Genomic DNA, 14875 nt, shown 5'->3' with positions numbered 1-14875 from the left:
CCAGTTGAGCGGATTCGCGTTTGAATTCAGGACTAAAATTTCTTCTTTTCATTGGTGCACCCGTGTTGTTCTGAGGTGAGCATATCACCTCTGTTCAGGTGGCCAAATTCAGTGTGCCACTACACCGGCGGTGCTATAGCGAAACGCGTTCGCCGCCGGTCTAACGTCGGAATAAGCGCCCCATTTGACGACGGCAGACGGCATTAACCGGGCCCGGCTTGCCCATTTTGCTCGCGTGTATTGGCTTATCATCGGTAGCAGAGCCTGTACGAGTGAATGTTCTCTCACCTTCATTTTCTTGATAAGGGAAAATCACCAGGCTGGACGTTAGACCTGGAATCATTGCGGTGAGTAGCTGTTTTCATGCCCGCTTACGCCCTTTTTTTCGTTTGGGGGCTGAGACAGTGCAGCCTGGATAGTGTTCTGGCAGGGCCTGACATGGGAAAGGCGTCAACGCCGGCGCATTGGCGCACGGCATGCCCCTTAATACTCAGCGGCGCCAGCGCCTGATAGAGTCGCGCGCAGGCGGAGAAAATGGCTATCGCACTGCCGGGAGGCGAGTCTGGCCCCGAACGGGCCGCCACTTAGGGTAATCATTCGCTTTGGTCCGTCCCCGGTAGGCCCGTAGAATCACAGTGGCCGGCCGGGGCGAACCCCTTAACCGGGCCGGCTGTCGGTCTCGGTCAAGGCTGTTGACGGCGGTGCAGCCTGCTCGGTGCCAAAGCCGCGCAACCCGACCACGTGCACATGTTCCTGATTATTGAATACCTTACGCACCAGTTTATACGTTGTCCCTTTCTCCGGACTGATATTTTCCGGCGCGGCGATAATAAGCTGCATCTGCAACCGGTCGCACAGCTCGAATAGCGTGGCAATGGATTTGGCATCCAGCCGCGCCGCCTCATCGAGGAATAACAACCGGCACGGTGAAATATCTTTGCCACGCAACCGGCTGGATTCCTCTTCCCAGCTTTGCACCACCATCACCAGAATCGACATACCGGTGCCGATGGCCTCGCCGGTGGACAATGCCCCGCTCTCCGCGCGCAGCCAGCCGTCGGCGCCGCGGTTGACCTCTACTTCCATTTCCAGATAGTTGCGATAATCCAGCAACTCCTCGCCGACTGTCTGCGGCGTGCGTTGCCCCAGATCGATTTGCGGGTTCAGCCGCTGATACAGCTTGGCCAACGCTTCGGAAAACGTCAGGCGCTGGCTGCTGAACAGATCCTGATGTTGCTCCTGCTGTTCGCTCAACACATCCAGCAGCGTCGCATGGGCTTCGCGCACGCTGACGTTCAGGCGCACGCTCTTCACCTGGCCGAAACTAACCGCCTGCAGTCCCTGATTGAGCATCCGGATACGATTTTGCTCGCGCTGGATGGTTTTGCGGATAATGTTGGCCACGCTTTTGGAACTGATGGCCAGCTTTTGCTCGCGCGCAGTCAACTCTTCCGTCAGGCGATTGAGCTCGATTTCCATTTGCTCGATAGCTTCGACCGGATCGTCGGTGCGAATAATATCCTGGCGGATACGCTCGCGCAGATGCTGGTAAACGGCAATGAAAAACTGGATCTTGCGCGCTGGCCGCTTGGGATCTTCCGACAGCCGCAGTACATCGCGCAGGTGCTCATTGTCCGCCACCGCCAGACGCAGCGCCCCCAGCGCTTTATCCGACATGGAACGCAGATCTTCCGCTTCCATGTAAGCCAGTTCGCGGCGGCGCAGGCGGCGCTCGACGCCATTTTCCTTAACCAGACGCAGCATCGCGCACCGACCGGCCTTGGCGCTGACCACTTGCTCGCGGGTCTGATAATAGTCGCGTTCCAGCTTGCGCAATTTCTTTTGCAAGGCATCCATTTCCGCCTCGCAGAACGTCAGCTGTTTTTCCAACTGATTACGGCGACCGCGGTTCTGGCTCAGGGCCATGTGCAGTTGATCCCGGCGTTCGCGGGCGCGCGCTTTGGCATTGGCGTCGGCATGCACTCCGATGTCGTGCAGCTCCTGCATCAGCTCTTTCAGCATATCCTGCTTGGCGTCAAAAGAGCTCTTCAGCGATGCCTGCACCTGACTGAACTGCGTCAGCTGGGCCTGATGGGCGCGCAGCTCATCGCGCGCCTGGCTGCGTTCAGCTTCCGCCCGTTCCAGACGCTGACGCAGTTTGTCGTTCAGATCGGTATTTTCACTCAGCATGCCGGCGGAATCGGAATAGCTGAAGTGGGTGCGGCGTTGCACCACTTCCGTCAGGGCGAAGGCCTGTTGCCGCGCCTGCCGCTGGGTCTGCTGCGCCTGCTCGTAGTCGGCGCGCAGTTGTTCGTGTTGCTCGGGGTCACTTTGCAGTACCGCCGCCCGCGGCTCCAGCTGATCCAGCGCCTTTTGGTGCTGACTTAAATAGCGCGCCGCCTCCTGAGCATCCTGCCAATCGGCCTGAACCGTTTCCAGCCGGTCTTGCAGGGTGTCATCCAGCAGGACGCCCATCCGGGGGATAAGCCGATTAAGCAGTTGCAGCCCTTCGCGCGCCTGATCGTAGTGCTGCTGGCTTTGCTGATTCTGTCCGTGGTGATCGCTGAGCTCACGTTCCAACTCACCGCGCCGGCCGTTTAACGTGCGCATCTCCGCTTCCGGATCCGGCTCAAACGCTACCGCCAGGTGAGCGCCGATAAAACGGCTGAACGCCTGATGCTGACGCTGGATTTTTTGCACGTCAAACGACAGCGTGGCGTAGCGTTCCGCCAGCACGTCCCGCTTGGCGCTGAGTTTTTCCAACCGGCTTTCGCGCGCGGCGCGGCCAAACAGCGCCACCGCGGGAAAGCGCGAGTAACGCCACTGGCGGTCCGCCACTTTGACCAGCACCGCGCCTTCCAGCTCTTCCACGCCAAACACGTTGTCGTCAAACGACTGCGGATCCCCTTCAATCATATAGAGATCATCCGGGCAATCTTCTAACCCGTTTAATTGTTCCCGCACCCGCGACAAATCCGGGACGACAATCGCGTGGAGGGACGGGCCGTACAGCGCCGAGAAATACGGCGCGTCGTCAAGCGTAACGTCGTCATAGATTTCCGACAGCAGCACGCCGCCAAAGCGCTCGGCCAGCGTTGTCAAGCGGGCGTCCTCGGTTCCCCCCGGCTGGCTGAGGCACTCAATCTGCGCCTCGATGCGCCGCTTGCGTCCCGCGGCCTCGTCGCGTTCCACGGTGGTTTCCCGCTCGCGCTCCAGCAGAAGCTGCATGGTATCCGTCACCTGACGACTGCTGGTCAACGCTTCGCCGCTTTGCTCGCTCAGTGTCGTTAGGGCATCCTGCGCCGCCAGCCAGGCCGGCGCACGCGCGGTGAGCTGTTCAATATGGGCGGTCACCTGCTCCAGCGTCTGGCGCAGCGCGAGGCGACGTTCGCCGGCCTCGGACACCGTCGCCGACAGCGTTTCGACCCGCGCCTCCAGCTCCTGCTGCACCGCGTCAAGCTCCTCGGCGGGATAATCCTGACCCATGCGCTGGCAGAATTCCTGCAGCAGCCGTTCGGCGTCTTGCTGCTCGCGCAGCCGTTGTTCCAGCTCATTGAGCTGACTGCGCAACGCCTGTAGCCGCTCTGCCTGATGACGTTGCGACGCGGCGTCACGAATCAGTTCCCGCGCCGTTTGCCAGGCGTCGCTGCGGCTGATCTGGCCGGCAATTTTTACTACCAACCCGTAGGCCTGTTCAAAACGGCTGCTGGCCGCCTCGGCCATATTCAGTTTTTGCTCAAAACCTAGCAGGCGCTCGGTGGCTTCCTGTTCGCGCTCTTTGTACATAGCCAACGTCGGCGCGGCGTCTTCCCATGTCAACGTCGGAAGCGCGCACAGTTCGCGGGCGCGATCCAAGGCTTGCAGCGCCTGCTGAAATTGGATGGCACGCGTTTGTTGCATATCCAGCGCCTGCTGATAGTCAGCCAGCTGGCTTTTCAGTTCATCCACCTCAAGCTCGGCCGCCTCCAGCCGCGCTTCGTTCTCCTGCTGCTGCGCGGCGGACTCGGCCACCACCTCATTTTGTTCTTCCAGCCGGAAGGTCAGCTCTTCCAGATCCTCCTGGTAGCGGCCGATTTTTTCCTGCTGGCGCATCGCGGTTTGCACCAGATTAAGATGATCGCTGGCGGCCTGATAATCGGTTTCCAAATCAGACTCACCGCCGCTGATTTCCGCCAGTTCCCGGGCCATATCGACGTGACGATGCTGTTCGGAGGCCAATTGCTTGCGGCTGCCGAACAGGTCCCAGCGCAGGGCCAGGGCATCGTCCAGATGCAGACGCCGCTCGTTGGCGTGGCGCATATAATCCGCCGCCACGTAAGCGGTGGCTTCGGAAATCAGATGCTTGAACAAATCCCGATCTGATTGGGTCACGCGGATCGCCTCAAGCGTCAGGCGGTTTTCGCGCAGCGCCGCTTCCATGTCCTGGAACGCTTTTTGTACCCCGCTGTTTTCCGGCAGCAGGTAGTCGCGCAGCGATCGGGTAATCGCGCTGGAAATACCGCCGTACAGCGATGCCTCAATGAGGCGATAGTATTTGCTGCGATCCGCGCTGGAACGCAGCCGGCGCGGCACCACGCCCAAATCGAACATCAGCGAGTGGTAATTGGTGATGGAATTGAACTGTTTGAACAGTACGCCCTCAATCGCCTCGACCCGCTCTTTCAGCTCCTGCAGCGGTAACACCCGCGCCCGACGATCGCCCACCGTCATCGTCAGGATCTCGGTGGGGGTCACTTTGACCGGCAGCCCCTGGATCATGAACTGTTTGATGTCCACTTTGCGATCGCGGCCGGCTATCTGCTGCAGGTGAACGCCCACCAGCACGCGCTGGTGGCAGGAGTTGGCGACTTCCAGTGCCGAATAGCACACCCCGGCGCGCAGTTTCCCGTGCAGCCCCTTATCCCGCGAGCCGCTGGTGGCGCCGGCTTCGGTGGTGTTGCGGAAATGCAGCAGGGTCAAATCGGGAATGAGGGCAGTGATAAATGCCGCCATGGTGGTGGATTTCCCCGCGCCGTTACCGCCGGACAGGGTGGTGACCAACGCATCTAAATCAAACGTCCGGGCGAAAAAGCCGTTCCAGTTGACCAGCGTCAGTGAGCGGAATTTGCCGCGTTCAATCATGCCTGTTCATCCTCGGGGCCATCTGCGCTTTCGCCGGCGGGCGCCTCGTTTTCATCGTTATCATCCTGTTCATCGCTGAACGACGGGGCGTTTTCCAGCGGCATCGCTTCGCCGTCGCGAATCATCCGCAGTTGCGCTTCGCGCGCATCATCGCCGGCGCGCACGTCGGCGCCGAAGCGGAATACGGATTTGGTAATGCGGAACTTGCTGGCGTCGTTGCCCATAAACCAGACCATGCCCAACCGGCGCAGACGGTAAAGGGAGGCGCGCACTTTTTCCTGCAGCTTCTGCCTATCCAAATCCGAGCCGGTAGAGCGTTGATTCACCAGTTTCAGCAGCTTATTCTCATCGGCCAGGCTCAACAGTTCGTCGTACAGTTCCTGCTGACTGAAAATGCCCTCGTGTGCCAGCCGTTCGGGACTAAGGTACAGGTAACACAGAATCTTGCCGACCATCATATCCAGCGCCGACAGCACCGAACGCGGAATCAGAGTAGTGAAACGCGGGCGCAGATAGAAAAAGCCTTCCGGCGCGCGCAGCAGCTCCACGTTATAACGGCGGTAAAAGCCCTCCAGCTCTTCCTGGAAATCCATCATGAAGGCATGATTATCCAGCTCCTCAATGCCTATGTGGCGGCCGGCGCGCAGTTGACTGTCCAGCGCCGGAAACAAGGGGTTGGACAGCGCTTTCGCCAGTTTTACCGGCAAACTTTCTTCAATACTCATTGATGACATGGGCCTGTACCTTAGCGCCAAAATCGTTGATTACCTGCCAGTGTGCGGGTAACCCTGTAAAATCTGACCGGGCCGCGCCCAGGCGCACCGCCTGGTCGACCACGATGTGCGCCACATCGAAATGGCGCGCGCGCGGATACCGCGCCAGGTAATCGCGCATCACGGCGCCGAGATCGAGCGGCAATTGCTGCTGTTTATACACCCCTAGCGCCTCATCCACCAGCGCCGCAATGTGCTCGCGGATCTCGTTGAATTCTTCATATTCCATATCCGGCGGCAATTCGCCGGTCACTTCGTCATTGCGCAGGGCCAGCTCTTCATCGCGCAGGTCCATCAGCCGATCGGCGTCGGCATAGGTCAGCGCCCAGGGGGCGTCAAAATAATTTTGCACCGACTGGCGCAGGCGCTGGGCAAAGATGCGATTCTTATCCATATCGATGGCGGTGCGGATGAAACGGTGTACGTGGCGGTCATAACCGATCCACAGATTGATCGTCTGTTGGCCCCAGCTGATAATCCGATCCAGTTTGTTTTGCAGATCCAGCACCAGCTTATCGACGAACTGCAGTTCGTCATGGTTGAGCGTCGCATCCTGAATACGCAGCAAATTGGCCTGCAGCTTATTCCCCGCCGCTTCCAGAGTATCTTGCAGTTCACGCAGCGTGCCGGAGGTTTCCGATAACAGCAGTTCGCAGCTGGAGATGGCGGCCCGCCAGTCCTGATTAAGCAGCGCGGCAATATCCTGTTTCACCCCTTGCTGCTGTTCATCCATGATGCGCTGGGTCATATCGATGCTGTCGAAAATCTCCGCCACGGAATATTTCAGCGGCGCAAAGACATGCCGGTGCCAGTGGAATTCGTCGCCGTCTTCTTCCGCCGCGTCCGCCGCCCGCTTCAATTCCTGCGCAACAATGGACAACTGGACCGACAGCCGCAGCGTGGAGAACTCGCGCTGGCGAATATAATAATCGCTGATTCCGATACCGAGCGGCGTCAGGCGGTAGATGGCGTTACCCTCGGCCAGCTCGCTAGTGAAACGATTAATGAGACGCTGACGCACCAGATCGTTGATGGCATTGTTAGCGCGTACTGTCACGGTTTCCTGGGTCTGTTGAAACCCTTCACTCACATAACGGAACGCATCCACCAGTTCGCATTCGCTCATTTCACCGTCCATCCGCTCGCTATTGAGCGTGGCGATGGCCAGCACAAAGGCCAGCCGGTCGATAGGCAGCGAGAGTGAAAAATCATTTTTCCGGGCCCAGGCGACCAGTTCCGGTACAGTCTGGGAAAATTCGCTCATAATGCGTCCTTCAGGGTGGGTTTACGCGCCATCACGTGGATATAACGCTCCATACTGATAAATGGCTCCTGCCGACAATAGCGCTGTTCCGTCGCCAGCAGTGCGGTAAATTCATCCTGTTGTTGCTGTTTATTCTGCAGATAATCATGAAACACCCGTACGCCGCTTTTGCCTATTGGGGCCAGTCCCATTTTTTCCAGCCAGCGGTAAACGTCAGCGGGATCACAGGGATGGTCGGGCATTAGCGATCGCCTTTTCCTTTTCGGCATGCCGGCCGCGACAAAAGCCATATTGCCTAGCAGCATATTGCGCATCACCAGGCCGTGTTTATTGTAAAACATTAATGACAACGCGCCATCCCCGGCCAGGCATTGATTAAGTATTTGCAATAATGCTTCGGGCTGCGCGACCCATTTTAGTACCGCATGACACAATATCAGATCGGCGGGCCTTTCCAAATGCGTAGAGATATCTTGAATCGTACTCTGTACGCAGCGAAAGCGCTGGGCGTCGAGCAGCGCTTTCGCCTGCTGTTGCGCGCGATGTATCATCTGCGCCGAAAGATTGCACAACACCACCTCGTGCCCCAGCGCCGCCAGTTGTGCGGCGGTACGCCCTTCGCCGCCGCCGGCGTCCAATATGCAAAGCGGCCGCTGGGGCAAATGCGCCAGTAACGTCTGGAGATCCTGCCATAATACCGCCTGACGAATCTTTCCTTTAGTGGTTCCGTAAATATTATGCGTAAATTTGTCGGCGATATCGTCGAAATTGCGATCCTGTATCATGAAAGACTCTGGTCGGCCACGGCGCTACAAGAGGTTTTGTCGCCGCTGGGCGCGAGGAGTCTATTTTGTCACAGGCTGAGGTAGAATGAATCATTCCAGCGCCGGATTGCGGCTGGTTGATTATATTTCACCCAATCGGAGCGTTGCCCCATGCTGTTTACCCTGAAAAAGTTTATCGGCGGCCTGCTACTGCCGCTTCCGCTGCTGCTCGTGGTCATGGGGGCCGGGTTAGTGCTGCTTTGGCTGAACCGCGGAACAAAAATCGCCCGGCTGCTGCTGAGCGTAGGTTGGCTGGTATTGCTGGCGCTGAGTCTGCAGCCGGTGGCCGATCAGTTGCTGGTGCTGCTGGCGGCCCATTATCCCACTTGGCAGCCTCATGGGGAAACCGTCAAATGGATCGTGGTGTTAGGAGGCGGATATACCTGGAACCCCGATTGGCCCCCCCCAGCGCGACGATGGTGTTTACCGGCGCCAATGCACCCGGCAATCCCGTCAGCAGCGCCGAGGCCGCTTCTCGCGTGGCGCAGCGCCTGGGCGTACCGGCTGCGGCAATCGTGACGTTGGACAGCCCGCGCGACACGCGCCAGGAAGCGGCGAGCGTCGCAAGACTAGTAGGACAAGCGCCGTTGATGCTGGTCACTTCCGCCAACCATCTGCCCCAAGAGATGGGCTTTTTTACGGCCGCCGGGCTTCGGCCAATACCGGTGCCGGCGAATCAACTTGCGATCAGCAGTCCTCTGCAGCCGCAGGAGAAGATCCTGCCCTCGCCGCTTTGGCTGAGTCACAGCGAGCGTGTCTGGTATGAAACGCTCGGGCAAGTATGGCAGCGGCTGCTGGCAATGATTTCCCCTCCTGCGCTTGCCAATAACGCCATCCTGACGGCGCGGCGGCATAGGTCCCACCGCGCGCCAGTGCATTCTGCCGGCGCGCTGCGCCCCTAGTCCAGTCAGGGGAAGAGCTCCCGCTTTGCGCGCACAAACACGGCACGGTCCAACTGACCGGTGTGAATATAGCGCGCCGCCGCTTCCCAGATGATCGCATACAGCCAGCGCTGGCAAAGAAATGCCTCCGCCACCGGCGCGCGGCTGAGATAATGAAAAAGCAGCGCTTCGCTCAGCCCTTCCTCGCACAGTCGGGAAAGATCGTACTCCCGCGACGCCCACAGCAGCGTACCGGCGTTCAGCATCGCCAACAGCTGGTCGCTACGCGGATCCTTGAGCATACCGCGCAGCGACAGATTACCGTGCACCAGCACGCAGTCTTCCTTAAAGTCGTCAAATAACAGTGGTGAACATTGCTGGGTGCGGAACAGCAAGATCCGATCATCATGCTGTAGCAGCGGCGCCGACACTTTACTCAATGTCGACCAGATCACCTCGATACGCTGTGAATACCAGGCCGGCCAGTGATTTTCCTGGGTACTGTCGACGTCACCCACCAAGCCCATGCCTGTCGATCCGGTGCCAAGCGAGGATGCCGTCGACGATTTGCTCTTTGAGCCGCTGCCAGCGCGCCGGTGTTCGGGTTGGCGCCTCGACCGGTACGCTCCGCAGGGGCTCCATCAGCAACAGCTTTTTATAGGGAAGATGCTGGGATAAAATAAGGCCGTAGACGGCCGGCAACCGTATCTCACCTTCCCAGGCCAGCATAAACAGTTTATAGGATCCCTGCTGGGCGATACCCGGACACAAATAGCTTTTCGCCACCAGAGAAAGCGCATGCCCCTCCCTGTCGTACATGGCATACAGATGGGCATAAAGTTGCTCGCTGATGCGTTCAAGCCGGCTCAACGGCTCCCCCGAAACGGCGCTTAATTCGGCGCGTAGCTGTTCCATGACATCGCTAACCTTATATTTGGCACAGGATTAGATCGGCGGGTACCGCGCGGCACTACATGACATCATGGGGAGGATTGGCGTATAAAACGTCGCGCTAGATCAAACAAAGGCGGGAAACCGGCGCGGAATCCTCGACAGGCCGCCGCTCCAGACGTTACGGGAGGGTTAATCCAGCTGAAGCTGTAGCAAACGGACCTGCGCCAGCTCTTCCGGCGTGTCCACGCCCATACCGGGCGCGCCGCTCGCCACTGCGACATGAATCTTTTCGCCGTACCACAGAACGCGCAGTTGTTCGAGGATCTCAATCTTCTCCAACGGACTGGCAGACCAGTTGACGTAGCGACGTATAAAGTCGGCACGATAGGCATAAATCCCGATATGGCGCAGCAGGCTATGAGAAAGATGCTCGCGGCTGCGGGCAAATCCTTCGCGGTCCCACGGGATAGTTGCACGGGAGAAATACAGCGCATAACCGCGCGCATCCACCACCACTTTTACCGCGTTAGGGTTGAATGCCTCTTCGGCGGTGGTAATAGGCACCGCCAGCGTGGCCATGCCAGCCTCTGCCCCCGCCAGGTTATCCGCCACCTGGCGGATAATTTGCGGCGGAATGAGCGGCTCGTCGCCCTGCACATTGACGATAATCCGATCGTCAGGGAAGTCGTAGCGATCGATAACCTCCTGCAGCCGCTCGGTGCTGGACTGATGATCGGGACGAGTCAGGCACACTTCGCCGCCGGCGCGCTCAACCGCCTCAACCACCCCTTGATGATCGGTCGCGACAATGACCCGATCGGCGCCAGAGGCCTGCGCCCGCTCCATGACACGGACTACCATGGGTTTGCCGTTGATATCGGCCAACGGCTTGCCGGGCAAGCGGCTGGAGGCGAAACGGGCGGGAATAATGGCGATAAGACTCATGAATTGGTCTCATCCAGCGTAATGGCGCGCGCTTCGCTTTCCAGCAGCACGGGGATACCGTCACGCAAGGGGTAAGCCAGCACATCGGACTTGCAAATCAGTTCCTGACGTTCTTTGTTGTAATAAAGTTTGCCGTTACAGACCGGACAAGCGACTATTTCCAATAGGTGATGATCCATGATTCCTCCTGGGGGGGCATGCCTGTGCAAGAGATAATGGTGCAGAGAATAACATAAGGGTACGGGGCCGGGAATCATCGCCGGCAAACACTGCCGTCTATCGCAGAAATTGCTGACTTTCGTCATTTTTTTTGGTGAGTTGTTATTGATATGTAGCGAGGGAAAACGTATTATTTTTGTGAATCGAGTGACACTTCAAAGATTATTAAGACAGGGCGCCATGAAAACAGTAAACAAAATCATTGCTCTGTTCGCTAATTATTAGCCGCTAAGCAATAAAACATCGCGCGGACGGCCCGGTTAACGCAGGTTAACCGGGCCGTTTGTTTTCGGCGGCCTGTGCCGAACGCGCAGCCGGTATAACCGTACGGCCGATAGCGGCACTTTGCGCCGTGACGCACCAACGTCAGGTATTTACACCCTGCGTTGTAGCCTCTGCCATCAGGCAGGTCGAGCGCCGAACTTCAGATAACCACCTCACCGTCCGCCGTTGGCTGGCAGCGCCGAATCGCCTGCAAAATCGGCGTCAGCAACCCTTCCTCCGCGCCGGCGGGCAGTTGCGCGTCAACCGGTAAATACCACCAGTTGGCGCGGGCAAAGGCGCGGCACTTGACCGCGTCTTTCTCTGTCATCAGCAGCTGTTCCTCCGGCGCGACCAGCGCATCGAGCATCTGCTGCCGGTAGGCCTGATGATCGCCGAACGCCACCTCCCGCACCGGCGTTACGCCGCCCGCGCGCAGGATCGCGAAAAAACGCGGTGGATGGCCAATGCCGGCAATCGCCACTATCGGCGCCAGACTGGCGAGCGCGCGGCGTTCACCGCTTAGCAGATTGACCGCCGCGCCGGCAGCAAGGCGCATAGGCACCTCGCCAGCCCGGGCATCGCCGCCGTTGACGATGACGGCCTGTACCGTTTGCAGGCGGCCGGGCCGTTCGCGCATGGGACCGGCAGGCAACCACCAGCCGTTGCCGAAACGACGCTCGCCGTCGATGACCACCCATTCGATATCCCGCCCCAGCGCGTAATGCTGCAACCCGTCATCGGTCACCACCACATCCAGGGCCTGCGCGCGCAACAACGCCGCCACCGCTTCGGCGCGCCGGTGCGCCACCGCAACTGGCGCACCGGTGCGCTGCCAGATAAACAGCGGCTCGTCCCCGCACTGATCGCTGGTCGTGGTGGCGTCCAGCAGCAGCGGATAGCGCGCAGCCCGTCCGCCGTAACCGCGCGACACGACCCCGACCCGCCCGCCCCGCTGCTGCAGTTGCGTAACCAGCCACAGCACCACCGGCGTTTTACCGTTGCCGCCGGCGGTCAAGTTGCCCACCACCACAATCGGCAGTGGAAAACGATGCACTTTACGCCAGCCCCGGCAGTAGCTGAAGCGGATAAGCGCCGTAATCAACCCATACAGCCAGGAGAACGGTAACAGCAGCCAATACAGCCGCGAGGCGCCGGACCAGATGCGGGCTATCATTGACCGAACTGTAGCCGGTGAAATTGGGCGTAAACGCCCCGGCGCGACATTAGCTCCTCATGATTGCCGCGCTCCACGATCCGCCCTTCCTCCACCACCAGGATTTCATCGGCTTTTTCGGTAGTGGACAGGCGATGGGCGATGACCAGGGAGATCCGGTTTTTCTGCAGTGCATCCAGCGCCTTTTGGATTGTCCGCTCGGATTCGGTATCGAGCGCCGAGGTGGCTTCGTCGAGGATAAGGATCGGGCAATCCCGCAGCAGCGCGCGCGCGATGGCGATGCGCTGGCGCTGGCCGCCGGACAGCAAAACGCCGTTCTCGCCGATTACCGTGTCCAGACCCTGATCCATTTTTTCGATGAAATCCATGGCGTAGGCCATGCGCGCCGCGTTTTCAATCTGCTCACGGGAGTAGGTGGCCTTGCGGGCGTAAGCGATATTGTTGGCGATAGTGTCGTTAAACAAATGCACGTTTTGGGACACCAGCGCCACCTGATTACGCAGCGAAGCAAGTTTATAGGCGCGTAAATCGGTGCCGTCGAGCAGGATCTGACCCTGCTGGATATCATAAAAACGCGTCAATAGATTGGCGATGGTGGATTTCCCGGAGCCGGAGCGGCCCACCAGCGCTACCGTATGGCCTGCAGGAATACTCAGATTGATATCGTGCAGCGAAGGCGTCTCTTTACCCGGATAGGAAAAAGTGACGTGGTTGAAAGCGATACCCCCTTTGACGCGTTCAACTTCCACCGTGCCCTCATCCTTTTCGGTTTTCATATCAAGAATGGAAAACAGGGTCTGACAGGCCGCCATACCGCGCTGAAACTGGGCATTGACGTTGGTCAGGGATTTCAGCGGACGCATCAGGGCAATCATTGACGAAAATACCACGGTGATGGTACCGGCAGTCAAGGTTTCCATTACCGACGGAAAGCTGGCGGCATACAGGACGAAGGCCAGCGCAAGCGACGCGATAAACTGGATTAGCGGATCGGAGACCGAGGAGGCGGCCACCATTTTCATCCCTTGTTGGCGCATGCGATTACTAACGCTGTTAAAACGCTCGTTCTCCACCTTCTGACCACCAAAGATCAGCACTTCCTTATGCCCTTTAAGCATCTGCTCGGCGCTAGTGGTCACCTGCCCCATGGTGTTCTGCATTCTTTTACTGATCTGGCGGAACCGTTTTGACACCTGCCGGATGCCAAATGACACCACGGGCGCAATCACCACCAGAATCAGCGACAGTTGCCAGCTGTAATAGAACATCATCGCGAACAGGCCAATAATCGATGCGCTTTCACGAATGACGGTAATCAACGCGCCGGAAGACGATGAGGCCACCTGCTCGGAATCATGGGTAATGCGCGACAGCAGCGTGCCGGTAGATTGCTGGTCGAAAAAAGACACCGGCATGTCCATCATGTGATCGAACAGTCGGCGACGCATTTTCATTACCACTTTGCCGGAAACCCAGGAAACACAATAGCTGGAGACAAAGCCACTGACGCCGCGCAGCACCATCAGGCCGATCACGACCAGCGGCATCCAGACCAGGATATTACTATTGGCTTTGCCAAAGCCGTCATCCAACAGCGGTTTGAGCAGCGATAACATAAAAGTATCGCTGGCGGCATTCAGTATCAAGGCAATCGCCGCGACGATCAGACCTGTTTTGAAAGGTGAGATCATCGGCCAGAGGCGACGGAAGGTCTGCCAGGTGGAGAGATCTTTATCGTTTAGCATTCATTTACCAGTGCCGGGACTAAATAGTCGCCTATTCTACCTATTTAGCGCGGCGGCGCCAAACCACTGATGATACCATCGGCGGGAAATTTGACCCCGATAGGCTAAAACGTCAAACTCCCGCGGATAAAAACGCACGCTTAGCTGACCGCTGTATCCTGCCAGCGGATACCCAGACGCCGATAACGCTTCACCACCGCCACCGCCACCGCCTCCGCCGGCAGGCGCCAGAGACTGTAGCGACCCTCCGAAGCCAACGCCACCTGCGGACGCACCGCCCGCAAAAACGCGGCGGTGGAGGATGTTTTACTGCCGTGATGCGGCACCTGGAGGACATCCGCGCGCACCGCTCGTCTATCCAGGCGCAGCAGGGCCCGTTCCGTCTGCGCCTCGATATCGCCGGTGAGCAGCACCCGGAAGTGACCGTCGTCGATTCGCAGCACGCAGGAATCGTTATTGCCGGCACTGTCAACCGGCTCAGGCGGCCTGAGTACCTCAAAATGCAGCCCCTGCCAGCGCCAGCGCTGCCCGCGCAGACAAAAACGGTGGCCGGGCGTGCGAAATGGACTGCTGACCGGAACCGCCGGCCAGATGCGGCGAACGCTGTCCAAACCGCCGATATGATCCTCATGGCTGTAGTGGTTAACTAAAACTGGCCACCGCGTTAGCGTTTTTCCAGTATCTATTTTCTGATTCGTTTGGTGGCAACCCACCGTTATATTCATGCGGCCTGAGTGCGCTGTAATATCCCACGATATAGTCGGTAATTTC

The 14875-nt window shown here is 58.6% G+C and carries 9 protein-coding genes and 3 pseudogenes; 1 reads left to right on the top strand and 11 read right to left on the bottom strand.

Annotated features, from left to right (window positions below; all coding sequences use genetic code 11):
* Positions 1-657: 657 nt before the first annotated feature.
* From mukB to cmoM, 4 genes are read right to left on the bottom strand one after another with little or no spacing between them, the layout of a single operon-like run.
* Positions 658-5121: a chromosome partition protein MukB gene (gene mukB / locus ACTBDU_RS12420; protein WP_438806662.1), complete on the bottom strand. Its 4464-nt coding sequence runs from the start codon at positions 5119-5121 to the stop codon at positions 658-660.
* The gene (mukE, locus tag ACTBDU_RS12415) at positions 5118-5855 is read right to left on the bottom strand and encodes a chromosome partition protein MukE (protein WP_438806661.1); all 738 of its coding nucleotides are present in this window, start codon (positions 5853-5855) and stop codon (positions 5118-5120) included. The genes mukB and mukE overlap by 4 nt, the downstream gene beginning before the upstream one ends.
* Complete coding sequence (mukF, locus tag ACTBDU_RS12410; RefSeq protein WP_438806660.1) at positions 5836-7158, bottom strand: chromosome partition protein MukF; 1323 nt, start codon at positions 7156-7158, stop codon at positions 5836-5838. Before mukF ends, mukE begins: the two co-directional genes overlap by 20 nt.
* Positions 7155-7940, bottom strand: a complete 786-nt coding sequence (gene cmoM, locus ACTBDU_RS12405; protein ID WP_438806663.1) for a tRNA uridine 5-oxyacetic acid(34) methyltransferase CmoM — start codon at positions 7938-7940, stop codon at positions 7155-7157. Before cmoM ends, mukF begins: the two co-directional genes overlap by 4 nt.
* A 153-nt stretch (positions 7941-8093) precedes the next feature.
* Between cmoM and ACTBDU_RS12400 the strand changes: the two are divergent.
* Positions 8094-8884 (top strand): annotated as a pseudogene (locus tag ACTBDU_RS12400) (ElyC/SanA/YdcF family protein).
* 5 nt (positions 8885-8889) lie between these two features.
* Here ACTBDU_RS12400 and ACTBDU_RS12395 read toward each other — a convergent pair.
* The 7 genes and pseudogenes from ACTBDU_RS12395 to ACTBDU_RS12365 form a co-directional block, all read right to left on the bottom strand.
* Positions 8890-9778: pseudogene (locus ACTBDU_RS12395) on the bottom strand (YcbJ family phosphotransferase).
* A 168-nt stretch (positions 9779-9946) separates the two neighbouring features.
* Positions 9947-10702, bottom strand: a complete 756-nt coding sequence (gene kdsB / locus ACTBDU_RS12390; protein WP_438806659.1) for a 3-deoxy-manno-octulosonate cytidylyltransferase — start codon at positions 10700-10702, stop codon at positions 9947-9949.
* Positions 10699-10881, bottom strand: a complete 183-nt coding sequence (locus ACTBDU_RS12385; RefSeq protein WP_438806658.1) for a Trm112 family protein — start codon at positions 10879-10881, stop codon at positions 10699-10701. Before ACTBDU_RS12385 ends, kdsB begins: the two co-directional genes overlap by 4 nt.
* A 464-nt stretch (positions 10882-11345) precedes the next feature.
* On the bottom strand, positions 11346-12359 hold the full coding sequence (gene lpxK, locus ACTBDU_RS12380) for a tetraacyldisaccharide 4'-kinase (RefSeq protein WP_438806657.1): 1014 nt from the start codon (positions 12357-12359) through the stop codon (positions 11346-11348).
* Positions 12356-14104: a lipid A ABC transporter ATP-binding protein/permease MsbA gene (gene msbA / locus ACTBDU_RS12375; RefSeq protein WP_438806656.1), complete on the bottom strand. Its 1749-nt coding sequence runs from the start codon at positions 14102-14104 to the stop codon at positions 12356-12358. Before msbA ends, lpxK begins: the two co-directional genes overlap by 4 nt.
* A gap of 140 nt (positions 14105-14244) precedes the next feature.
* Positions 14245-14715, bottom strand: coding sequence for an MBL fold metallo-hydrolase (locus ACTBDU_RS12370; RefSeq protein ID WP_438806655.1), 471 nt, complete (start codon positions 14713-14715; stop codon positions 14245-14247).
* A gap of 31 nt (positions 14716-14746) precedes the next feature.
* A pseudogene (locus ACTBDU_RS12365) lies at positions 14747-14875 on the bottom strand (IS3 family transposase); the annotation flags it as partial.

Origin of the sequence: Sodalis sp. (in: enterobacteria) (assembly GCF_051710625.1) — a bacterium.
In the GTDB taxonomy this organism is placed as follows: Bacteria; Pseudomonadota; Gammaproteobacteria; order Enterobacterales; family Enterobacteriaceae; genus JBPESN01.
The sequence above is the reverse complement of the archived record's forward strand: the minus strand, read 5'-3'. Positions and strand labels throughout refer to the sequence as shown.

Coding starts and splice junctions, on each gene's coding strand:
- ACTBDU_RS12385 (WP_438806658.1), bottom strand. CDS start 10,881: ATGGATCATCACCTATTGGAAATAGTCGCTTGTCCGGTCTGTAACGGC.
- mukB (WP_438806662.1), bottom strand. CDS start 5,121: ATGATTGAACGCGGCAAATTCCGCTCACTGACGCTGGTCAACTGGAAC.
- kdsB (WP_438806659.1), bottom strand. CDS start 10,702: ATGAGTCTTATCGCCATTATTCCCGCCCGTTTCGCCTCCAGCCGCTTG.
- msbA (WP_438806656.1), bottom strand. CDS start 14,104: ATGCTAAACGATAAAGATCTCTCCACCTGGCAGACCTTCCGTCGCCTC.
- mukF (WP_438806660.1), bottom strand. CDS start 7,158: ATGAGCGAATTTTCCCAGACTGTACCGGAACTGGTCGCCTGGGCCCGG.
- lpxK (WP_438806657.1), bottom strand. CDS start 12,359: ATGATAGCCCGCATCTGGTCCGGCGCCTCGCGGCTGTATTGGCTGCTG.
- mukE (WP_438806661.1), bottom strand. CDS start 5,855: ATGTCATCAATGAGTATTGAAGAAAGTTTGCCGGTAAAACTGGCGAAA.